Raw genomic sequence first — 22452 nt, 5'->3', positions numbered from 1 at the left:
GTTTGCGAAATAATGAATCAGAGATACCGTGCAAAACGACGCTCGAGAATCTCTTGGATGACTGCGATACAGGAACAAATTCCCCAGTAAATGAACGCAACGACAAAGTAAACGGTCATATAATCAAATTCACGCCCACCAACGATTTTTGCCTTTTGAAATATTTCAGGGACAGTAATCATGGCAGCAAGCGACGAGGCTTTGACGAGATCAAGCAAGACGTTTGAAAGCGGTGGGATGGCGATTCGGATCGCTTGTGGCAAAATAATACCAACGAACGTTCGATATCGCGATAAACCAAGCGAAGCTGCCGCTTCTTCCTGACCACGATCAATCGATAGTAAGGAAGAACGAATGATCTCTGCCATGTACGCAGCACTATTCAAACTAAAACCGGTAATTGCTGCTGTTAACGCGTCCAGTTGAATATTGATGACCGGCAGTCCGAAATACAACATGAACAGCAACACGAGAATCGGAACACCTCGCATGAACGAGATGTAGGCGCTCGCTCCGATACGTAAAAGTCGAAGCCTAGACAGACGACAAAGGGCAAGGAGCAAACCAATTCCAAGACCAATGGCCATGCTGAGCAAGGAAATCCATAGCGTCTGTCCCAGTCCACTCAAAATATAAGGAAACGATTCAACCGCCAATTCCGGATTGAAGACGGACCGCCAATCAATCGAAGACATCGTTAATTCACATCGACGATCGTCGTTTTGACGTCAGGCATTTGAGAGACATCTTTTCCAGCATAGAATTGCTTCGAAATTTCCTTTAATGTGCCATCTTCCTTCATTTTATCGAGTTGTTCGTTAATGTTGGATTGAAGTTCCTTGTTATCTAAATCCATGATTAAACCAACCTGACTTGGATTATAAGCGATATCAGGGTGAATCGTAATATCGAAGTCCTTGAAGAAATCGACAGCGAGTGTTTGCAAGTAGTAATCATTCAAGATGACGTCTGTTCGACCATTTGAGACATCTCGTAGATACTGATCGTTCGTCGCGTTATCGTACGTGACTTCTTTTGCACCGTATTTTTTAGCAATCTGCATATATGTCGTTGTAGCTTCTCCGGCAGCTTTTTTCCCTTTCAAGTCTTCAAGAGACTTGATGCCTGATAAATCACTTTTACGGACGATTGCCGTACCATACGTATATTTATATGGTTTTGAGAACGCGAATTTTTCTTTACGATCATCGGTAATCGTAATGTCGTTAGCAGCAAGATCGACTTGACCTGTATTGACGCTTGTCAACATACCGTCGAATGACATCTCTTTGAATTTCACTTTCAAATCAAGACGCTTTGCTACTTCTTTGACGACTTCGACATCAAATCCAGTCAACTTATTGTTTTTCTCTTCATGGTAAGATGTCGGGAAAAGTGTACCAGCCGTCGCGACAACAATTGTGCCATCTTTTTGAATCTTGTCATATGCGGTTGCCTTCTCCTCTTGCTGACCACATGCGCTTAATAAGATCGAGCTTCCTGCGATCAAGAGACCCGTAAATTGCATTGTTTTTTTCATCGTATTATTCCTCTCTCTACTTCCATGATCAATAACTCTTTTCATAGTTAAAAATACCACGGAATCTTATGTTCGGGCAAAGTAATACGCGCACAAAGTGTAGAATTCAACTAAAAAAAATATTGAATGAATATCCATATTTATGTAAGCGTTATCAATGTTGATATATGGTATTTCTATCTTCAAAGGTTAAATAAAATGGTGATTATGCATAGTAGCGAATAAACATAAAAGAGTGTAAAGTATAATTTAACTGAATATACAGAAAATTAAGAAGGCAAGGAGAGTGCTACCATGACATTTCATCAGTACCCTGAACAGCAGGGATTATACGACCCTCGTATGGAACATGATGCGTGTGGGATCGGGGTTTACGCACATCAAACAGGACGAGCGAGTCATGAAATTGTTGAACATGCATTGGCCATGCTTTGTCAAATGGAACATCGTGGTGGACAAGGAAGCGATGCGAAGACGGGAGACGGGGCGGGTATTTTAACGCAATTACCAGATCGTTTGTTTCGTGAAACGGTTCGCCACATTTCCTTCCCTAAAAAAGGGGATTATGGCGTTTTCATGATGTTCTTACCACGTGAGGAACGGGAACGGATGCGACTCGAACGAACATTAGAATCCATCATCTTGACAGAAGGACAAGACGTCTTAGGATGGCGTACTGTACCTGTTCAGTCAGAAGTGCTTGGGTCGGGTGCCCGCCGCACGGAGCCAGTCATTCGTCAATGTTTCATTGGTGCAAAGGCGATGGAAGGATTGACATTTGAACGAACACTCTTTTTGATTCGTCGCGCATTTGAACGTGAATCAGAACAACTCGGTCTTGAACAATACGTCTTGAGTAGCTCGAGTGAAACGATCGTTTACAAAGGACTCGTGACGACGGATCAATTGCGCGCGTACTTCGATGACTTACGAGATGAGCGCTATCAATCAGGATTTGGTATCGTGCATTCGCGTTTTAGTACGAATACGTTCCCAAGTTGGAAACGTGCTCACCCGAACCGTTATTTGATTCACAACGGTGAAATCAACACGTTGCAAGGAAATATTCGGGCGATGCGCGGTCGAGAACGTCGACTGGCCGAGACGACGTATGGTAATCGGGCAGAGGAAGTGTTACCGATTCTAGATGAGACAGGTAGTGACTCGTCGATGCTTGATAATGCGTTTGAGTTTCTTCATCTGTCCGGACTCTCGCTCGCTGAGACAGCACTGATGCTCGTACCGGAACCATTCGAACATGCTGAGATCAGACCGGCTAAGCGCGCATATTATGAGTACCACAGTAGCATGATGGAGCCATGGGATGGTCCGTCTGCGATTGTCTTTACGAACGGAAAACAGATTGGTGCGACGCTTGACCGAAACGGTTTACGTCCAGCGCGATATGTATTGTTACGCGATGGTCACTTCATGTTGTCGTCAGAAGCAGGAGTACTCCCTCTTCGTGAACAAGACATCCTGTACAAAAAACGATTAGCACCGGGTGAACTGCTTTTACTCGACTTTGCGTCCGGTCAGTTGATCGCAGACGAAGAGATTAAACGGGAGCTAGCGACACGTCATCCCTACGCGGAGTGGCTCGCGCAAGAAGTCGTTTCCCTTTCAAGTAACGACTTCAAGGAAACACTCGTTGAACTTGGAACGAAACAACGACACTTCGGATATACGCGTGAAGATATCGATCAATACTTGATCCCGCTCGTCGAAGAACAAAAGGATCCGTTAGGTGCGATGGGGACGGATATACCGCTAGCGGTCTTAAGTGAACGCCCTCAATCCTTGTTCCGATATTTCAAGCAACTGTTCGCACAAGTCACGAATCCACCAATTGACGCGTTACGCGAAGAGATCGTCACCTCGACGCTGACATGGCTTGGTCGACAAGGGGAACTGCTGACGCCGAACCGCGCGAACTGTCGTCGTGTTCGCTTAGAGACCCCGATTCTGCGACCAGACGAAGCCCATGCGCTTAAACAAAGTGGACTTAAGCAAAAAACGATTTCGACGACGTTCACCGACTCGCTTGCAGAAGCGCTCGACATGATCGTTGATGAGGCTGTGACCGCTGCACGAAACGGGTATGAATTATTGACATTATCGGATCGTCTCGTACGCCCCGGCACATTGCCGATGCCAATCCTCTTAGTGACGAGTGCGATTCATCATGCGCTGATCCGCAAGGGATTACGTACAAATCTCAGCTTGATCGTTGAAGGGGGAGAGATTCGTGAAGTCCACCATGTCGCGACGTTGCTCGGATATGGTGCGGATGCGATTTATCCGTACCTGGCATATGCGACGCTTGAAGAAGCGGTAGGGGATCGTTTTACGGATGTAGACAAACGTTACCAAAAAGCAGTCACGGAAGGCGTCGTCAAAGTCATGTCGAAGATGGGCATTTCGACGGTCTTCAGCTACCGTGGTGCGCAAATCTTTGAAGCAGTCGGAATCGATCGCTCCGTCATCGACCAGCATTTCACTGGTACGGTCTCTCAATTGAGCGGGATGACGCTTGAACTGATGGAAGAAGAAGTCCGACGAGCACAACAGGTTGCAGATGAACGGATTTATTTAGAGTCCGGTAGTGTCTTCCGGTACCGTCAAGCAGGAGAACATCATGCCTTTAACCCAGCAACGATTCATTTGTTGCAACACGCATGCCGTACGAATGATTACCGGCTTTATCAAAAGTACGCTCAACGCATTCAGGAGGAGCCGGCAACGGTGCTACGACATCTGTTGACGTTCAAGGAGACGAAGGCGATCCCAATTGAAGAAGTTGAGCCTGTCAGCGAAATCGTCAAATACTTCAAGACGGGTGCGATGTCATACGGCTCGTTATCAAAAGAAGCGCACGAGACGCTTGCGATCGCGATGAACCGCTTAGGCGGAAAGAGTAATAGTGGTGAAGGCGGTGAAGAGGAGGAACGATACGAACGGGATGAAAATGGTGACTTCCGGATGAGCCGAATCAAGCAGATCGCCTCTGGTCGTTTTGGGGTGACAAGTCATTACCTCGTTCACGCGGACGAATTACAAATCAAGGTGGCACAAGGTGCGAAGCCCGGAGAAGGTGGTCAATTGCCTGGTGAAAAAGTCTATCCGTGGATCGCACGGGTGCGTGCATCGACACCGGGTGTTGGATTGATTTCCCCACCACCACACCATGATATCTATTCGATTGAAGATTTGGCCCAGTTAATTCATGACTTAAAACGTGCCAATGATCAAGCCCGGATTAGCGTCAAACTTGTCGCAAAAGGTGGCGTTGGGACGATCGCGGCTGGAGTTGCGAAGGGGCTTGCGGACGTCATTGTCATCAGTGGTCATGACGGCGGCACGGGTGCCTCGCCGAAGACGAGTATTCAACATGCCGGACTGCCATGGGAGCTTGGTCTTGCTGAGACGCACCAAACGTTGACATTAAACGGGTTGCGCGAGCGTGTCGTCCTTGAAACCGACGGAAAGCTATTGACTGGTCGCGACGTCATCCTCGCCGCGATGCTCGGAGCGAATGAGTATGGGTTTGCGACAGCTCCGCTCATCGCCGTCGGATGTATCATGATGCGTGCTTGTCATCTCGATACGTGTCCTGTTGGTGTCGCGACGCAAGATCCAGAGCTCCGTAAGAAATTCACGGGATCTGCCGATGACGTCGTCCATTTCATGACGTTCATCGCAGAGGAAGTACGAGAACATTTAGCGAAGCTCGGAGTTAGCCGACTACAAGATCTCGTAGGGCGGACGGACCTACTCGAACCATCGGAGCGACAACGGACGCATTGGAAGGCGAAGAGTCTTGATTTTTCGCGTCTCCTCGTTCACGTGACACACGGTCCGGCTGAACAACAACAGCATCATGTCGAGCGTTCCTTTGACGCGCGTGAAATCTCGCCGTATTTGGAGGCGGCAGATTTCAGTCAGCCTCAGACACTACGTTTAACGATTCAAAATACAGACCGTGCGATCGGAACGCAGACCGGTGCCATGCTAACAAGACGGTTTGGGGCCCTTGGTCTGCCAACGGATCGATTGAAACTCGAACTAAATGGATCTGCCGGACAAAGTTTAGGTGCGTATTTACCACGCGGAGTAACGCTTGATGTCACGGGAGAAGCGAATGATTACGTCGGGAAAGGATTGTCCGGAGGTATCATCGCCGTTCATCCTCCACGTTCGATTTCGTTCGTCTCGTCCGATCAGTCGATCATTGGTAACGTCGCACTTTACGGGGCGACGAGTGGAGAACTCTATGTCAACGGTCAGGCAGGTGAGCGATTTGCGGTTCGAAACAGTGGAGCCGTCGCTGTCGTCGAAGGAATCGGTAACCATGGACTCGAGTATATGACCGGTGGATCCGTTGTCGTCCTTGGCGATGTCGGAAAAAACTTTGCTGCCGGTATGTCAGGTGGTGTCGCTTATGTCTTGCCGCGTCATCCTGAACAATTTTTACAACGTGTCAACCGCGAACTCGTTTCGACGGGACCTGTCACGCATGTCGAAGAGATTGCGCGACTGAAGACGTTCATCGAACGTCACGTCGCACGGACCGGTAGTGAGCAGGGCGATGCGATTCTAGCGAACTGGGATCATGTCATTCATTCGTTCATCCGCGTCATTCCTTCGACGTATGAGAAAGTGACGACGTTGATGGCTGATTTCGCAAAACAAGGACACAACACCGAAGAAGCGATGTTGCTCGCATTTGAGACACATCTAGGGCGCAGAACAGGAGGGGTACGATGAAACGACGCGATCAATTCATGACAGTTGCTCGTTCGGGTGGAACGGAACGACATCCAAGCGAACGGGTGGGTGATTTTAAGGAATATAAGACGGCTTTGACGGAAGCGGAAGCGAGTCAACAAGCAAGTCGATGTATGGATTGTGGCACCCCGTTTTGCCATGTAGGGGAAGTATTTGATCAAGTGAAGATTGGTTGTCCAGTCTATAACTTGATTCCAGAATGGAACTTGCTCGTAGAAGAAGGACGTTTTCAAGAGGCACTCGATCGCCTTCTTGAGACGAACAATTTCCCGGAATTCACGGGTCGTGTCTGCCCAGCGCCATGTGAAGGATCGTGTACGTTGTCGATTCATGAACCTGCGGTCGCGATCAAAGATATCGAACGGACAATCATCGACATTGGCTTCGAAAAAGGATGGGTCGTGCCCCGAATTCCAGCAATACGATCGACACGTTCGATTGCCATCGTTGGATCTGGTCCTGCCGGTCTTGCGGCTGCCGATCAGCTGAATCAAGCCGGTCACCAAGTGACGGTCTACGAGCGGGAAGATCGGATTGGCGGATTACTCACGTACGGTATACCAGCCATGAAACTTGATAAAGAGGTCGTACAGCGCCGTGTTGATTTGCTTGAAGCAGAAGGGATCCACTTCCGGACGAACGTCACGATCGGTGCAGATATCACTCTCGAGACACTTGAAGCGGAGTATGACGCCGTTATCTTATGTGTCGGCGCGACGGAACCACGCAAATTAACGGATGCGCCAACGCGTGGGGTTGGTTATGCGATGGATTATTTGACAGGGGTGACACGTCACGTGCTCTCGCAAGAACCGTTGTCTGCTGATCACGATGCGAAAGATAAAGATATTCTCGTCATCGGTGGAGGCGATACCGGAGCGGACTGTGTGGCAACAGCACTCCGTCAACGCTGTCGCTCCGTCGTCCAATTCGGTAAACATGAACAACCGGGTACGACGCGTGCAACAGGAAACATGTGGCCGGATACACCGTCACTCTACTCCATCGATTATGGGTACGCAGAAGCGTTGCAACAATTCGGTCGGGATCCTCGTGAATACTTGATCGCGATCAAGCGATTCACAACAAGTGAATCGGGTCAAGTCACCGGTGTCTGGACGATTCAAACGACGAAAACAAAAACTGAATCGGGTACAGTGATCTTTGAGGAGATCGAAGGGAGCGATCGTTACTTCCCAGTCGATCAAGTCTGGATTGCCATTGGATTCAGTGGTGTCGAAGAGAACGTACTCGAACATTTAGCAGTCGCCTCGGAACGTGGGAAAATCAAGACGACACGTTACGCGACGAACCGTCCAGGCGTATTTGCCGCAGGTGACGCAAGACGTGGTCAATCATTGATCGTCTGGGCGATTCGCGAAGGTCGTGAAGTAGCAGAAGCCGTTGGACAATATTTAAAAGCAATGCAACAAACAGGCTAAATCACATCGTCTGGATTTTCTGGCATCATCGGAAATCCAGGCTTTTTTGTGTTTGGCAAAGAAATCTGCCAGTTCAAAAATAACTATTGATTTTGTTTCAAGGTGAAACACCGAAAATATTTCTGCTATTCTTATAAAATGAAGAGGAGGTATGACAGATGAATTCAGAAATCATCTATTTCGTATGCGAGAGTGGAATGGCGAGTAGTATCATGGGGGCTACGATTTTAAGAAAGCGCTTACTTGAATGTGGTATTACGACAGACGTCAAGACATGTCGGATCGCAGAACTACCTGATCAAGCAGCTTTTATCATCGGAGAAACGCAACTCGTCCATCGACACGTATGGAAAACACATTGTTCGGTTCATCCAGTCGATCGGATTCTTGATCCGACTGCATATGACGTCATCCTCGAATCTTGGCAGAAAAGAGTGAGGCTGCATGACTGAATTTACACCACGGGAACATGATATCTTATTTTTCCTCTTATCACGCGAGGAACCTGTTCAAATACAAGAGATTGCGGAAACGCTCGAGACATCGGAACGAACGATTCAACGTGAACGCGATCGTCTTGCCCAGTCTTTAGAAGATCATGATTTGCGTTTGACATATGTTCGCGGCAGAGGTCTCTTAATTGAGGGAACGGACGAAGCCAAACATGCATTACGGGACCAACTCTTATTGTCACATAAACAATTACCGAACGCTGAAGATCGCCAAGTCGAGTTAGCGTATCGGCTACTACAAGAAGAAGGGATGGTCAAATTACAGGCAATCGCCCATGCGATGTATGTGGCTCCGAGCACCGTTAGCCAGGATTTAGAACGGATTGATGAATGGTTTCTACAATATGACCTTGAAATCAAGCGCAAAAAAGGTATTGGTGCCGAAGTCATCGGCGAAGAAATCAACAAACGCCGTTTACTGATTTCATTGATCTTTACGCAATGGGATGTTCTCGCTTTCTATCGGTTGTTACAAGGCGACGCCGGGCAATTACCTCATCTGTTACGCATGAATCGAACATCCTGGCTTGAGATGATCAATCAAGCGTACGCGGTCATAGCGCCATTGACGAAAGAAGGGCGTCTCAATGACCGACAAATCATGCGTGCGACACTCAGCTTAGCTTTACAAGCGTTACGCAAAGATCAGTTTCCGATGCGTTACGAGTTAAAAGCGTATCCGGTCGAAATCCTCAAATGGGTGGAACGCGTCGAAGAGCGTTTACCTGACACGTTGTCGATTGCCGAACGCCAATGGTTATCAGAAGAATTGCGTGCTTTCTTTCAATCGGACGCAGGAGATACGGAGGAACTCGTCACGCGCCTTCGTGTAAAACGATTGATTGAGCATGTCTCCTTATTATATGGAACGAACTTTACGAAGGATCACGCGCTAGAACGCGGACTCGTCTCGCATATTCAATCGTACACACGTCAAAATAGCGTCAATCCGTCCTATGTCATCAAACAAATCGAACGGGAATATCCGCGCTTGTTTGATGCGGTCAAACAAACAGCACTGTCGATCTTCACCGATGCGACATTTGAAGACGTAGATTTAGCATTTTGGGTCATGCATTTCGGTGCCGTTCTCAGCAAACCGACACCAAAACTCCCATATCGTGTTCTAGTCGTCTGCTCTGCTGGACTCGGTTCCTCGAAGTTGTTGATGAATCGGCTACGGCAAGAATTCGCTGAACTCGAGCACATCGATAACTCGTCCCTGTTTGGCATCGAACGGTTACCAATCGACTCGTACGACTTTGTATTGTCGACTGTGCCATTGCCTGACATTCGTCCACCACATCTTCTCGTCAACCCATTGCTTCCTCAGGATGAGGTCGAACGGATTCGGAAATTAATTCTCGCCTTGCCTAAATCCTTTCAACCGGCACCGCGAAAGACGAAAACGGAATGGCTCGAACTTGAGCAATTGCATCGGCTCGTTGCGTCGTCCATTCAAGTATCGGACGGATTCCGAATGGAACGGTTAGAGCGGGTGGGCGATGGGATTGAATCGCTCTTGTTTGAGATCAGTACACGCATGGTCGAGCAAGGATTGGCGAAGTCAGCTGTTTCGCTCTCTGGACAATTGCTACGTCGTCATGAGATGTCAGGTCTTGGTATTCCGGGAACGCGGCTTGCGCTGTTTCACGGACGCGATGCGACGATTCAACGAGGGGGATTCCTCATCTTTGAATTGCCTGAACCGATCGACTTGCTCGGAATGGATCAACAGTTACAATCCGTCGAACGGCTCCTCGTCTTGGTCGCACCGGAAGAGACCTCGAACGAACTGCTTGAATTACTCAGTTCGATCAGTGCTGCGATCATCGAGAGTCCCGAACAAATGGATCAATTCGAGTTCGGGGAGGAACAGACGATTCGTCTGCTATTGAATCGAACGTTTCGAACGGTCATTGATCAGTTCCTCGGTCACACTTGAAAAAATCCCTGTCACTCCATTCCTGAAGTGACAGGGATTTTTTTATGTCAAGCAGGCTTCTTTCCAGTCTGTCCAACTTCTTGGACAAAGACTGAACTAGGAAAGATTGAGTAAGCGCTTGCAGTACTCTTACAATAAGGTCATAGCAAAGCAATCATCTTATCAACTCATACACGAAATGGAGGCTAACACAATGGCGACAGCTCAAAATGGAGCACGGGGCATCCGTGTACAAGTTCAACGGTTCGGAAGCTTTTTAAGCGGTATGGTCATGCCGAACATCGGTGCATTCATCGCCTGGGGGATCATCACGGCACTGTTCATCCCAACTGGATGGGCACCAAATAAGGAACTCGGTGAACTCGTCGGTCCGACGATCACCTATCTCTTACCGTTGCTGATCGGATACACAGGCGGGAAATTAATGCATGACGTCAGAGGGGGTGTCGTCGGGACGCTCGCGACGATGGGGGTCATCGTCGGCACAGAGATTCCGATGTTCCTCGGTGCCATGATCATGGGACCACTTGGTGGATACGTCATCAAAAAGTTCGATCAGTTGATCGAAGGAAAAGTCAAACCGGGTCTCGAGATGCTCGTCAACAATTTCTCGGTCGGAATCATTGGTGGTTTGTTGATGCTCGGTGGGTTCAAGTTATTCGGACCACTCATGACAGGTCTTGACGACATCATGGCTGCAGCAGTTGGTGCAATCGTCAGTGCGCACTTATTACCGCTTGCTAGTTTATTCATCGAACCAGCGAAAATTTTGTTCTTAAATAACGCCATCAACCACGGTATCTTAAGCCCACTTGGTCTCGATCAAGTGAATGAAGCAGGAAAATCGGTACTGTTCCTACTCGAAGCTAACCCGGGTCCGGGTCTCGGATTGTTACTCGCGTACTCGTTCTTCGGTTCTGGTGCAGCAAAGAAAACAGCACCGGGTGCCGCGTTCATTCAGTTCATCGGTGGGATTCACGAAATTTACTTCCCGTATGTCTTGATGAAGCCGGTCTTATTGCTTGCGATGATCGCAGGTGGTATGAGTGGAATTCTCACATTCGTCCTATTTGATGTCGGTTTAGTCGCACCTGCTTCGCCAGGTAGTATCATTGCGGTTCTTGCGATGGCATCCCGCGGCTCTTACATCGGATTGATCGCCGGTGTCCTTGTTTCAGCGTCTGTGACATTCGTTGTCTCGACTGTCTTATTGAAAACAAGCAAAGCAAAAGAGACATCGCTTGAAGAAGCAAGCGCGAACGTCAGTGCGATGAAAGGCAAACAATCGATTGCCTCGACACTCGTTTCAGCTGATGCTAAACCACTTGCGGAAGTCGAACATATCATTTTCGCTTGTGACGCTGGTATGGGATCAAGTGCGATGGGAGCATCCGTCCTTCGCAATAAAATCAACAAAGCGGGCTTACCGATCAAGGTAACGAATACGTCAATCAGTCAATTGCCGCAAAACGCCGAACTGATCATCACGCATCGTGATTTGACGGAGCGAGCGAAGGAACAGGTTCCAACGGCAGAACACCGATCAGTCGATAATTTCTTGAATGCCGGTTATTATGACCAACTCGTTCATGAGATTGAAACAGCACGAAATAAGATTTCTTAAAAATAAAGATAGAGATATTCAAGGAGGAATAAACATGACAACGACAATGAACCTTTCACCGGAACTCGTATTACTGGATCAACAATTCGCAGACGAGACGGCAGCCATTACGGCTGCCGGTCAACTCCTCGTCGACCATGGATATGTCGAAGCGGGTTATATCGATTCAATGCAGGAGCGTCACGCTTTATCAACGGTTTATATCGGCAACCATGTCGCAATTCCCCACGGAACAGAGTCGGCTAAATCACAAGTCAAGAAAACGGGGCTATCGATTCTACAAGTACCGCAAGGCGTAGCGTTCGGAACGGAACAAGCACGACTCGTCATCGGTATCGCTGGTGTTGGGGACGAACACCTCGAGTTGTTATCGAATATCGCAGTCATTTGCTCCGATGAGGAGAACGTCGAGCGTATCGTGGCAGCGAAATCAAAAGAAGAAATCATTGCCTTATTGACAGCGGAGGTGTAAGCATGAAAGCCATTCATTTTGGTGCCGGTAACATTGGACGTGGTTTCATCGGCTTACAACTCGTCAAGACGGGTTACGAAGTCTGTTTCGTAGATGTCAATACGACGGTCGTCGATGCATTAAAAGCACGACATACCTATGAGGTCGGTTATGCCTCTGAACAAGGAGGACATGAACGGGTCGACGGCGTGACGGCGCTCAACAGTTTGTCTGAACCGGATCAGGTCATTGCAGCGATTCGCGATGCAGATGTGATTACGACAGCTGTCGGTCCGAGCTTGTTGTCGAAAGTAGCTCCTTTGATCGCGGAAGGGTTACGTCAACGTGATCAACAGACACCTGTCTACGTCATTGCGTGTGAGAATATGATCGGTGGGTCAAAACACTTGCAAGCGGAGGTAGCGAAACATCAGACGGTAGCGGAGAACTGGTATTTCCCGAATGCAGCGGTTGACCGGATCGTGCCGCTTCAGCATCATGAAGACCCGTTGTACGTCGAAGTGGAAGAATTCTTCGAATGGGTGATTGAGACGACTGGACTACCGGAAGCCTATCCACGGATTAAAGGTGTTACCTATGTCGAAAACATCGAACCGTTCATCGAGCGGAAACTGTTCACCGTTAATACGGGACATGCGATCGCTTCGTACCTCGGAGCACTCTTTCATAAAGAGACAATCGCTGAAAGTCTAACGGATCCACGCATCCGTCGTGGTGTCCAGACAGCACTTTACGAAACAGGGTGGTTGTTACTTGAAAAGTACGGCTTTAACCCCGTCGACCATAGTGCGTATATCCAAAAGAATATGAAACGCTTTGAAAACCCGCGAATTCATGATGAAATCATTCGTGTCGCTCGTTCACCGATTCGTAAACTGAGTCCAACTGACCGACTCGTCAAACCAGCGAAGGAATTGATGGAGCGCGGGATTGAAGCAGATGGATTAGCGCGCGGAATCGCAGCAGCACTGACCTATTTCGATCCAAATGATTCAGAATCTTCTGAATTAAATGCATATATCACGAAACATGGAATTGAAGATGCGTTAAACGCATATCTAAAACTGTCAGCAACGGATCCACTTGGATCTCGAATCATCGAACATTATGAAGCGATGCAACAACAAGTCAATTCGATTGCTTGAGAATAAGTGTGCGCACCACCTTTCACGTTACGTGAAGGGTGGTTTTGTATATCTAATAACACGTAGCGCATCGTCATCGAAATAATCAGTTTTTGCAAATCTTCTATCACAATTTGATTACAATTTGTATATTCAATTTGGAATATTCGAAAACGAATATTTAGCGATTAAAATACATTGTACGCTATATGAACGGAACATCTCTATTCCGATTTTTCAGGTAAGAGAAGGTGATAATATGTTGAATTATAAAGTGAACGTATATAGATTAAACGGAGCACGACCAAAAGCAACAAAAGGAACCGGACCAAAACATTTGATTTATTCGAGTCAATTTTCTTCACGTACACCAGTCCATTTATTGCATCAACTCATCTTGAATCGACTATTGGTTGAACAAGAAAAAAACCTTGATTTGACGTACACGATCGAAGTAAATGCAGTACTTGATCAATTTGTGATCGACGTTCGTGTCTTTTCAACAGATACGGTCAGTGTCAAAGTAGAGCGTGACTTGATTGAAATCATTGAACGAGAAGAAGTCCGTCATATCCCAGCGCTTGAAATCGGAAAACCGGATTTTGCGGAATTCGCCCACATCGTCTTAAAGGTCAAGGAAGGTGGACCACGACTGTCACAAGAGGATACGCAACGAATATTCAATGAGTCTGGTGTTCGAGGACGAATCATCCTGCATAAGGAACGAATCGACAGTCATGAACCGTCACATTCGATTCAACTACTGATTGGTGGGACGGAAAAGTCTTTATATAGTCTCTCGCAATACCAGCTTGATCCACTTTTCCGTAAACATGGGTTAACGATTCAATCCTTGAATCTGTTACCGTTTGATTTATTCATGATTCGTGACAAAATCGCGATGCTGTCTTCGGCAGATGCTTCGCAACTGTGGATCGATGACATCACGACATCCAAGAACGGACGATCACATCAGATTTGTTTTAACGATGGGAATGAATGCATGACGGTTATCTGTGATCTTCATGGATCAATTCGTTCTTATAAGTGTTCGTGATGGTTTAACTCTTCTTCGAATAGGCTACATTCTTAACAGAGGTTCTAACGAAGGGGAGTCGAACAATCATGTTATCTAAACAACAGACGGAAGAATTCAAGCAACGATTATTAAAGGAAAAAGAAAAGACGACATCAAACATCGAACAACGCGATACCGATTACGATGAAGGTGAATTGTCGAGTTACGATAATCATCCTGCCGATTCCGGCGATGAATTATTCTTACGGGAACGCGATCAAGCGATCACGGACATGCAAGAGGATATGCTCTCTGATGTGGATCGTGCCCTAAAAGCGATCGAGGACGGAACGTATGGCATTTGTAAGGTCTGTGGAAAAGAGATTGAGATTGAGCGTCTTGATATCATTCCGGAAACGCTATTATGTATCGAGCATGCAAAAGAAGAAGCAGAACAAAACGAGAACGATCCGAATTCGCGACCAAGTGAAGAAGATGTACTGGATCCATCTGTTACAGCCCGCGGGAAAGACATCGACGGTGATACGGATGGATTCTCGAAAGTAAGTGATTTCGGTAGTTCCGATACACCGTCTGACCAAGAAGACGGAATTGACCCGACACGGTCTTGACCGGCAAAACATCTCCCGAAAATGGAGATGTTTTTTCTAGAAAAAAATCACAGATATTTACCGGAATTTTTTGACTTTTCATATAATTTTGGTACGATGGTATCGAGGGGGCTGTTTTAGCCTATATTAAAATGTAAGCGCATACAAGCATCCGTCTCACTGCTTGACCATTTTAGTTGAGGGAGGAAATAACGCATGATTTATGACATTCCGAACAAGCAAGGGTCAAAAGTACAGTACAAGGAACGGTATGAAAATTACATCAATGGAAAGTGGACGGCACCTGTCGGGGGAGAATATTTTGATAATGTCACACCTGTCACTGGTAAAGTATTGTGCCAAGTCGCTCGTTCCGGTAAGGAAGACATCGAACTGGCTCTTGATGCAGCACACGCGGCAAAAGAAGCATGGGGAAAAACGTCTGTAACGGAACGCTCAAACATTTTAAATAAAATCGCGAATCGGATGGAAGAAAACCTTGAGATGCTCGCTTATGCAGAGACACTTGAGAACGGGAAAGCGGTCCGTGAGACACTCAACGCCGATCTACCGCTCGCAATCGATCACTTCCGTTATTTCGCCGGCGTCATCCGTGCCCAAGAAGGTTCGGTCGGCGAACTCGATCAAGACACGGTAGCGTACCACTTCCATGAGCCACTTGGCGTCGTTGGTCAAATCATTCCGTGGAACTTCCCTCTCCTGATGGCTGTCTGGAAGCTGGCACCGGCTCTCGCAGCAGGAAACTGTGTCGTCTTAAAACCAGCAGAACAAACACCAGCGAGCATCATGGTACTCGTTGAGCTCATTGAGGATTTACTCCCACCGGGTGTTCTTAACATCGTCAACGGTTTTGGTCTTGAAGCAGGGAAACCGCTCGCGTCGAGCAAACGGATTGCCAAAATCGCCTTTACGGGTGAGACAACGACAGGACGTTTGATCATGCAGTACGCATCGCAAAACTTGATTCCGGTCACCCTCGAGCTCGGTGGGAAATCACCGAACATCTTCTTCGAAGATATCATGCAGGCAGATGATGCTTTCTTCGATAAAGCAATCGAAGGATTACTGATGTTTGCGTTGAACCAAGGAGAAGTCTGTACGTGTCCGTCGCGTGCCTTGATTCAAGAATCAATTTACGAGCCGTTCATGGAACGTGTTCTTGAGCGTGTCAAAGCCATCAAGATCGGAAATCCTCTTGATTCGGACGTCATGATGGGGGCTCAAGCTTCGAACGAACAGATGGAGAAAATCCTTTCATATCTTGAAATCGGTAAGTCGGAAGGCGCAGAGTGTCTCATCGGTGGAGAGCGTAACATGCTTGAAGGGGATCTTGCCGAAGGATATTACATCCAACCAACGATCTTCAAAGGGCATAACAAGATGCGAATCTTCCAAGAAGAAATTTTCGGACCGGTTCTATCGGTCACGACATTCAAAACGGAAGAAGAAGCACTCGAAATTGCGAATGATACGTTATATGGTCTTGGTGCCGGCGTCTGGACACGCGATATGAACCGTGCTTACCGGTTTGGTCGTGCAATCGAAGCAGGACGTGTCTGGACGAACTGTTATCACCAATATCCAGCTCACGCGGCGTTTGGTGGTTACAAAATGTCAGGGATCGGACGTGAAAACCATAAGATGATGCTCAACCATTACCAACGGACGAAAAACCTACTCGTTAGCTACAACCCGAATAAACTCGGTTTCTTCTAAGTCGGAAAGGACGTGGATGCAAATGGTGGAACGTGTTCAGGCGACAGCAGCTTGTCTAGAGTTAATCGACCAGTTGAGAGAAAAACACGGTCCGTTGATGTTTCATCAATCTGGTGGTTGTTGCGATGGCAGTTCCCCGATGTGTTTTGCGCAGGGTGATCTATTCCTGGGAGATCAGGATAAAAAACTGGGAGAGATCGGTGGTTGTCCGTTTTATATTCATGAAGATCAATATGAGTACTGGAAACATACGCAACTCATCATTGATGTCGTGGATGGTCGAGGCGGAATGTTCTCTCTTGAAGGTGTCGAAGGGAAACGTTTTTTGACACGCTCCCGTGCGTTCACGCAAGAGGAATACGCTGAACTATCAGCATCAAGCTAAGGAATCAAACACGGTTTCGTCGAGGTGACTTGTTCATTCAGGTCGCTCGTACGGAATCGTGTTTTTTGTTCGTATCACGACGTTCGAACAGGATAAAAGTTGGTAATGCGGCATAAGAACGGTATAATGAACTCATATTTTGACGAGAAGATAGTTTCACACTATGACATTATAGGGGGTCACCATGAAATATCCATTTTTAGGTTGGACAGGTCAAACGATCGGAGTGACGGCGCCCTCCTCCGGATTAAGTGAACAGCAACAGGAATGGGTCGAACGAGCAGTTGAACAGGTACAAGCACGACAAATGAACGTCCGTTTAGGCGAAACGATTTGGTCGCATCAACATGCTGAGAGTGCACCGGCTAAACAACGGGCCGAAGAATTGAACCGCATGATGACGGATGAGACGATTGATGCCGTCATCCCGCCATTTGGCGGGGAACGCGCCATTGATCTTTTACCTGAGTTGACGCTAGCTACTTACCAAACAAAATGGTTGCTTGGCTATTCCGATATCAGTACGCTATTGCTCAGTCTGACGCTTCAGACGGGAATTGCAACAGCACATGGTCCGAATTTCGTTGAGCTTCGAAGTGAAGAATGGGACGAGACGACAAGTGCCTGGCGACGAGTACTTGCGACGCCAACTGGAGGAACCGTTACACAGTGGGCTTCCGATCGTTATCAATCCAAATGGACTGATGAAGAACGTCCAGCAGGTTCGTTATTTCAGCTAACGGAAGCGACGGAATGGAAAGCACTTGATGAGCGAACAGAAGTGACCGGACGTATACTTGGTGGGTGCCTAGAGACGATTCGCCATCTGATTGGGACACCGTATGGAGATGTGCAGCGTTTCCAGCGTGAAGAGATCAACGGAGAACCGATACTCTGGTACTTTGAGGTGTCTGAAGCGAATTCGGCAGAGGTGCACCGGACGCTGCGACAAATGGCGTATGCTGGCTGGTTCAACCATGCGGCTGGCTTTTTATTCGGGCGCACGTCTGCAAGGATTACAGAAGACCTGACATGGCTAAACGTGTATCAATATCTAGCGGATGAGACAGGCTTACCAGTCTTATACGATCTTGACATCGGTCATCAGCCGCCGCAGGTGACGTTAATCAATGGAGCGACGGGTACGGTTCGTATTCAAGGAAAAGATTCACGAATCGATCTGACGTTCAACTAAAAAGGAGAGCACGCAATGGCACGTCGTAAGTTTCAAGCATTAGGCGTTTATAAACGCGTCCATATCAATCCGGAGACACGTCGGATGACGTTACCGGAACCATTTTACGATGCACTTCGTCTAGAAGATGAATTGCTGATTGCACAAGTCGGAGATGTTCTCGTCATGCGACGTCCGGGGGAGGTCGTCGAGACAGAAACAGATTTATTGAGCGAACTCGTAGAAGATGGATTCACGGGTACAGAGCTCGTCCAAGAATTTGCCTACCGGCGTCAGCAACAAGAACAGCGATTACGTCAACAAGTCTTGCAGGATGAAGAGGATGACCATGCTGCTCAACTGAAGATCGAGTTATAACGGAAAGAAGGAGTGGGGCAGATGCGTCGCAGAACAAAAATTGGAATCGGAGTCATCGGATCCGGATTAGTAGCAGCGAGTTATTATTTTTACGAGATGGCAATCGCTACGAATCCAAAGCCATTCTTATCGAATAATCGAGATCTAAGTGACGAGATGGTCCGATTGATGCAACCTGGTCAGACATGGATCAAGGAGCAACCGCTTGAGCGGATCGAGATTGAAGCGAAAGACGGTTTAACGTTACGCGGGCATTTTCTTCCGTCACCTGTTCCGTCAAATCGGATCGTCATTCTCGTGCACGGGTACGGAGGCGTCGGAACGGATTTAGCCGGATTCGCCTATCTGTACCATCAGGCCGGTTTCCATGTCATGATGCCCGATAATCGTGGACACGGAATGAGTGACGGTCACTACATCGGATTCGGATGGCATGATCGGGAAGATTGTCTCAGTTGGTCGAACTATCTGATTGAACGGATCGGACAGGAGGCGAAACTATTCCTGCATGGCGTATCGATGGGAGGGGCGACCGTATTGATGACGAGTGGCGAACAACTCCCACCACAAATCAAAGGAATCATTTCTGATTGTGCCTATACGTCCGTTAATGCAGTCCTTGCGTATCAGATGAAGCGGATGTACCGTCTACCACACTTTCCGTTCTTAGGCATGACGAGCGTATTGACGAAGCTAAAGGCTGGTTATACGTTCCGTGAAGCATCTGCGCTGAAACAGGTCAAAAAGGCACAAGTACCGATTTTGTTCATCCATGGTGGGGCGGATACATTCGTACCGACAGACATGGTGTATGAGCTGTATGAAGCTTGTCCAACGGAAAAAGAGCTCGTCGTCATTCCAAATGCCGCTCATGCGATGGCCTATTTTGAGGATCCAGCATTGTATGATGATGTCGTCGAGAAGTTCGTTCGCAACATCTTGCGAAATGATTGACAACTCCGTTCTTTACCCGCTATATTAATATCATAAATCAACGTCGTCGTGGCGGAACTGGTAGACGCGCTAGACTCAGAATCTAGTGGTGGCAACACCGTGGAGGTTCAAGTCCTCTCGGCGGCATAAATGATTGAAGGAGGCAATCCCAGCAGGGGGTTGCCCTTTTTTTATTGCTGAATAGAAAACGATTACAACGAATAAAAATTCAGAAATATTTATCTTTTTAGAATTTTTCTGGTAAAATACGTTTTAAAGAGGGTACTCTTCAGGGAAAGTACTAAGTGAAGTAGACAATCTTTAACACATAGGAGAGGGGAAACAAACATGAAAAAAGGGAGTATCTTGCTAGCGCTCTTGATGAGCTGTGTTCTCGTACTTGGTGCATGTAGCATCGGTTCGAAAGAAGAAGAGTCGTCTGAAGGAAAGACTTATAAGGTCGGCATTGACGTCACGTATCCACCATTCGAATATAAAGACGGGGATACGTACAAAGGAATCGACATCGATCTCATGAAAGCAATCGCGAAGGATCAGAACTTCAAGATTCAATTTGAGGCGATGGACTTTAGCGGCATCATTCCGGCACTTCAAGCAAATCAATTGGACGTTGCCATTGCCGGTATGAGTATTACGCCAGAACGGAAGAAAGTCGTCACATTCTCGGATCCATACTTCAAAGCTGGTCTTATTCTAGTCGTCAAAGAAGATGAGAATGGTATTAAATCTGTCAACGATTTAAAAGGGAAAAAAGTAGCCGTCAAAAAGGGAACGACGGGTGCGAAATATGCAACGGATAACGCAGATAAACTGGGCTTTACAGTCACACAGTTCAATGACAGTCCAGCGATGTTCCAAGAAGTGAAGAATGGTAACGCTGCTGCTTTGATTGAAGATTATCCTGTCATCTCATATGCAAACAAACAACAAAACCTTGGATTAAAACTTGTCGGAGACCGTCTCAACGGGGACAACTACGGAATCGCTGTCTTAAAAGGTGAGAACGAGGATCTGATGAAGAAAATCAACAAAGGGCTTGCGAATCTGAAAGAAAACGGTGAATACGATAAAATCGTTGACACGTATCTGAAATAAGTCGCAAGGCGATAAGGGAGTGGGATAGCCAATGGAAGTGGTCAAAACCGCATTTCCATTTTTCTTGGAAGGGCTTCAAGTCACATTGTATATTTTCATCATCGCGGTCATCGTCGGCTTTCTGATTGGCTTAGTCGTCGCATTGATGCGGTTATCACCATCAAAAATCTTAAACGGGATCGCAATTGTCTATATTGATGTCATTCGCGGAACGCCATTCATCGTTCAGTTATTCTTCATCTATTTTGGACTCAATTCGCTCGAATGGTTATCGATGGACCGGATGTATGCAGGGATACTGACGGTCGCAATCAATGCCGGTGCTTATTTTGCGGAGATCATTCGAGCTGGTATCCAGTCGATTGATAAAGGACAAACAGAAGCTGCGCGTTCACTCGGGATGACAGGGCGTCAAACGATGGTACAGATCATCTTACCGCAAGCATTCCGACGGATGTTACCAACGATTACGAACCAATCGATCATCAGCTTAAAAGATACATCGTTGCTGTCGATCATCGGAATCGCTGACTTGACGCAACAAGGTCAGGTTCAGCAATCGACGACGTTCGAACCATTTATCGTCTGGTCTGTCGTCGGATTGATGTACTTCGTCATCATTTATCTCTTGTCCTTAGTGGCGAAGTTCTTGGAACGGAGGTTTACATTACGATGAGTATCATTGAAGTGAAGAACTTAAAAAAATCCTTCGGTTCGAATGAAGTCTTAAAAGACATCAACGTCTCGATTGCAGAAAAAGAAGTCGTTTGTGTCATCGGTCCGTCGGGATCTGGGAAAAGTACGTTTTTACGCTGTTTGAATCGATTGGAAGAGATCACGGGTGGCACGGTCATCGTCGATGATTTCGACATTACGAGTCCAAAGGTCGATATCAACAAGGTCCGGGAAGAAGTCGGGATGGTCTTTCAACATTTTAATCTCTTCCCACATAAGACCGTGCTAGAAAACGTCACGCTCGCACCGATTAAAGTGCGTAAATCGGATAAAGAACAGGCGAAACAGCGGGCACTTGAACTACTCGATAAAGTCGGATTACGTGAAAAAGCGGATAATTATCCAGGTGAATTATCTGGAGGTCAAAAACAGCGGGTCGCTATTGCCCGCGCGCTTGCGATGAATCCGAAAATCATGTTGTTTGATGAGCCAACGTCAGCGCTTGACCCGGAAATGGTCGGTGACGTGCTTGCCGTCATGAAACAGCTTGCCCTTGAAGGCATGACGATGGTCGTCGTGACCCATGAGATGGGATTTGCTCGAGAGGTTGGAGATCGCGTCTTATTCATGGATGGTGGCTATATCGTCGAAGAGAACGTGCCACAAGCATTGTTTGATTCTCCACAACACGAACGGACGCAATCGTTCCTTAGTAAAGTCTTATGATGGAACCGGCGTATCTAAATGCGGATACGCCGGTTTTTTGACGAATCATAAATAACTGGCTAAGCGCTCATAAGAAAAACTTATACATTTAAGCGCAAGAATTTGGGAATTCGAAATGCACACACAGGAAAAGAGTAGTAATATAGTAACGAAGGCACTTTCATGGAAGAATGACACGATCATTCCTTCTCATGACGTTCAGCGTTTTATTCATGCAATTCCTTTTGAAAGCGCTAACAGGTAGAGGGCTGG

19 protein-coding genes and 1 tRNA gene are annotated in these 22452 nt (G+C 47.1%); 18 read left to right on the top strand and 2 right to left on the bottom strand.

The window, feature by feature from the left end:
* Positions 1-17: 17 nt before the first annotated feature.
* Both EXW93_RS09290 and EXW93_RS09285 read right to left on the bottom strand, forming a co-directional pair.
* Positions 18-695 carry an amino acid ABC transporter permease gene (locus EXW93_RS09290; protein WP_023468567.1) on the bottom strand — a complete coding sequence of 226 codons (678 nt, stop codon included), beginning with the start codon at positions 693-695 and terminating at the stop codon, positions 18-20.
* Between the two features lie 2 nt (positions 696-697).
* Positions 698-1540 (bottom strand): transporter substrate-binding domain-containing protein, encoded by an 843-nt coding sequence (locus tag EXW93_RS09285; RefSeq protein WP_023468566.1) that lies wholly within the window; start codon positions 1538-1540, stop codon positions 698-700.
* Between the two features lie 294 nt (positions 1541-1834).
* Between EXW93_RS09285 and gltB the strand changes: the two genes are divergently transcribed.
* The 18 genes from gltB (at position 1835) to EXW93_RS09195 (ending at position 22200) form a co-directional block, all read left to right on the top strand.
* Positions 1835-6307, top strand: a complete 4473-nt coding sequence (gltB, locus tag EXW93_RS09280) for a glutamate synthase large subunit (RefSeq protein ID WP_023468565.1) — start codon at positions 1835-1837, stop codon at positions 6305-6307.
* On the top strand, positions 6304-7770 hold the full coding sequence (locus EXW93_RS09275) for a glutamate synthase subunit beta (protein ID WP_023468564.1): 1467 nt from the start codon (positions 6304-6306) through the stop codon (positions 7768-7770). Before gltB ends, EXW93_RS09275 begins: the two co-directional genes overlap by 4 nt.
* Positions 7771-7928: 158 nt before the next feature.
* Positions 7929-8222, top strand: a complete 294-nt coding sequence (locus tag EXW93_RS09270) for a PTS sugar transporter subunit IIB (RefSeq protein ID WP_174316397.1) — start codon at positions 7929-7931, stop codon at positions 8220-8222.
* Positions 8215-10227, top strand: a complete 2013-nt coding sequence (locus EXW93_RS09265) for a BglG family transcription antiterminator (protein ID WP_174316396.1) — start codon at positions 8215-8217, stop codon at positions 10225-10227. Before EXW93_RS09270 ends, EXW93_RS09265 begins: the two co-directional genes overlap by 8 nt.
* A gap of 193 nt (positions 10228-10420) precedes the next feature.
* The gene (locus EXW93_RS09260; RefSeq protein WP_023468561.1) at positions 10421-11851 is read left to right on the top strand and encodes a PTS mannitol transporter subunit IIBC; all 1431 of its coding nucleotides are present in this window, start codon (positions 10421-10423) and stop codon (positions 11849-11851) included.
* 34 nt (positions 11852-11885) lie between these two features.
* Positions 11886-12323 carry a PTS mannitol transporter subunit IIA gene (locus tag EXW93_RS09255; protein WP_023468560.1) on the top strand — a complete coding sequence of 146 codons (438 nt, stop codon included), beginning with the start codon at positions 11886-11888 and terminating at the stop codon, positions 12321-12323.
* Between the two features lie 2 nt (positions 12324-12325).
* Positions 12326-13468: a mannitol-1-phosphate 5-dehydrogenase gene (locus EXW93_RS09250; RefSeq protein ID WP_174316395.1), complete on the top strand. Its 1143-nt coding sequence runs from the start codon at positions 12326-12328 to the stop codon at positions 13466-13468.
* A 238-nt stretch (positions 13469-13706) separates the two neighbouring features.
* Positions 13707-14504 carry a hypothetical protein gene (locus EXW93_RS09245; protein WP_023468558.1) on the top strand — a complete coding sequence of 266 codons (798 nt, stop codon included), beginning with the start codon at positions 13707-13709 and terminating at the stop codon, positions 14502-14504.
* A 68-nt stretch (positions 14505-14572) separates the two neighbouring features.
* A complete protein-coding gene (locus tag EXW93_RS09240; RefSeq protein WP_023468557.1) occupies positions 14573-15097 on the top strand; it encodes a TraR/DksA C4-type zinc finger protein in 525 nt (174 codons plus the stop codon).
* A 195-nt stretch (positions 15098-15292) separates the two neighbouring features.
* Complete coding sequence (gene adh, locus EXW93_RS09235) at positions 15293-16813, top strand: aldehyde dehydrogenase (protein WP_023468556.1); 1521 nt, start codon at positions 15293-15295, stop codon at positions 16811-16813.
* A 22-nt stretch (positions 16814-16835) separates the two neighbouring features.
* Positions 16836-17198, top strand: a complete 363-nt coding sequence (locus EXW93_RS09230; protein WP_023468555.1) for a DUF779 domain-containing protein — start codon at positions 16836-16838, stop codon at positions 17196-17198.
* A 184-nt stretch (positions 17199-17382) separates the two neighbouring features.
* Positions 17383-18393 (top strand): S66 family peptidase, encoded by a 1011-nt coding sequence (locus EXW93_RS09225; protein ID WP_023468554.1) that lies wholly within the window; start codon positions 17383-17385, stop codon positions 18391-18393.
* A gap of 15 nt (positions 18394-18408) precedes the next feature.
* Positions 18409-18750 carry a hypothetical protein gene (locus EXW93_RS09220; RefSeq protein ID WP_023468553.1) on the top strand — a complete coding sequence of 114 codons (342 nt, stop codon included), beginning with the start codon at positions 18409-18411 and terminating at the stop codon, positions 18748-18750.
* Between the two features lie 21 nt (positions 18751-18771).
* Positions 18772-19704 carry an alpha/beta hydrolase gene (locus EXW93_RS09215; protein WP_023468552.1) on the top strand — a complete coding sequence of 311 codons (933 nt, stop codon included), beginning with the start codon at positions 18772-18774 and terminating at the stop codon, positions 19702-19704.
* Positions 19705-19746: 42 nt separating this feature from the next.
* Positions 19747-19830 (top strand) — tRNA-Leu (locus EXW93_RS09210).
* Positions 19831-20031: 201 nt separating this feature from the next.
* Positions 20032-20799 carry a transporter substrate-binding domain-containing protein gene (locus EXW93_RS09205; protein WP_023468551.1) on the top strand — a complete coding sequence of 256 codons (768 nt, stop codon included), beginning with the start codon at positions 20032-20034 and terminating at the stop codon, positions 20797-20799.
* Positions 20800-20830: 31 nt separating this feature from the next.
* The gene (locus EXW93_RS09200; protein ID WP_023468550.1) at positions 20831-21475 is read left to right on the top strand and encodes an amino acid ABC transporter permease; all 645 of its coding nucleotides are present in this window, start codon (positions 20831-20833) and stop codon (positions 21473-21475) included.
* Positions 21472-22200, top strand: coding sequence for an amino acid ABC transporter ATP-binding protein (locus EXW93_RS09195; RefSeq protein ID WP_023468549.1), 729 nt, complete (start codon positions 21472-21474; stop codon positions 22198-22200). The genes EXW93_RS09200 and EXW93_RS09195 overlap by 4 nt, the downstream gene beginning before the upstream one ends.
* The last annotated feature ends 252 nt before the right edge of the window (positions 22201-22452 follow it).

Source organism: Exiguobacterium sp. JMULE1, assembly GCF_013337175.1.
Lineage (GTDB): Bacteria > Bacillota > Bacilli > Exiguobacteriales > Exiguobacteriaceae > Exiguobacterium_A > Exiguobacterium_A indicum.
The sequence above is the reverse complement of the archived record's forward strand: the minus strand, read 5'-3'. Positions and strand labels throughout refer to the sequence as shown.

Bases quoted from the DNA above. Each gene is read 5' to 3' on its own strand.
- EXW93_RS09260 (WP_023468561.1), top strand. From the start codon at position 10,421: ATGGCGACAGCTCAAAATGGAGCACGGGGCATCCGTGTACAAGTTCAA.
- EXW93_RS09285 (WP_023468566.1), bottom strand. From the start codon at position 1,540: ATGAAAAAAACAATGCAATTTACGGGTCTCTTGATCGCAGGAAGCTCG.
- EXW93_RS09270 (WP_174316397.1), top strand. From the start codon at position 7,929: ATGAATTCAGAAATCATCTATTTCGTATGCGAGAGTGGAATGGCGAGT.
- EXW93_RS09220 (WP_023468553.1), top strand. From the start codon at position 18,409: ATGGCACGTCGTAAGTTTCAAGCATTAGGCGTTTATAAACGCGTCCAT.
- gltB (WP_023468565.1), top strand. From the start codon at position 1,835: ATGACATTTCATCAGTACCCTGAACAGCAGGGATTATACGACCCTCGT.
- EXW93_RS09215 (WP_023468552.1), top strand. From the start codon at position 18,772: ATGCGTCGCAGAACAAAAATTGGAATCGGAGTCATCGGATCCGGATTA.
- EXW93_RS09225 (WP_023468554.1), top strand. From the start codon at position 17,383: ATGAAATATCCATTTTTAGGTTGGACAGGTCAAACGATCGGAGTGACG.
- adh (WP_023468556.1), top strand. From the start codon at position 15,293: ATGATTTATGACATTCCGAACAAGCAAGGGTCAAAAGTACAGTACAAG.
- EXW93_RS09290 (WP_023468567.1), bottom strand. From the start codon at position 695: ATGTCTTCGATTGATTGGCGGTCCGTCTTCAATCCGGAATTGGCGGTT.
- EXW93_RS09230 (WP_023468555.1), top strand. From the start codon at position 16,836: ATGGTGGAACGTGTTCAGGCGACAGCAGCTTGTCTAGAGTTAATCGAC.
- EXW93_RS09200 (WP_023468550.1), top strand. From the start codon at position 20,831: ATGGAAGTGGTCAAAACCGCATTTCCATTTTTCTTGGAAGGGCTTCAA.
- EXW93_RS09250 (WP_174316395.1), top strand. From the start codon at position 12,326: ATGAAAGCCATTCATTTTGGTGCCGGTAACATTGGACGTGGTTTCATC.
- EXW93_RS09245 (WP_023468558.1), top strand. From the start codon at position 13,707: ATGTTGAATTATAAAGTGAACGTATATAGATTAAACGGAGCACGACCA.
- EXW93_RS09240 (WP_023468557.1), top strand. From the start codon at position 14,573: ATGTTATCTAAACAACAGACGGAAGAATTCAAGCAACGATTATTAAAG.
- EXW93_RS09195 (WP_023468549.1), top strand. From the start codon at position 21,472: ATGAGTATCATTGAAGTGAAGAACTTAAAAAAATCCTTCGGTTCGAAT.
- EXW93_RS09265 (WP_174316396.1), top strand. From the start codon at position 8,215: ATGACTGAATTTACACCACGGGAACATGATATCTTATTTTTCCTCTTA.
- EXW93_RS09205 (WP_023468551.1), top strand. From the start codon at position 20,032: ATGAAAAAAGGGAGTATCTTGCTAGCGCTCTTGATGAGCTGTGTTCTC.
- EXW93_RS09255 (WP_023468560.1), top strand. From the start codon at position 11,886: ATGACAACGACAATGAACCTTTCACCGGAACTCGTATTACTGGATCAA.
- EXW93_RS09275 (WP_023468564.1), top strand. From the start codon at position 6,304: ATGAAACGACGCGATCAATTCATGACAGTTGCTCGTTCGGGTGGAACG.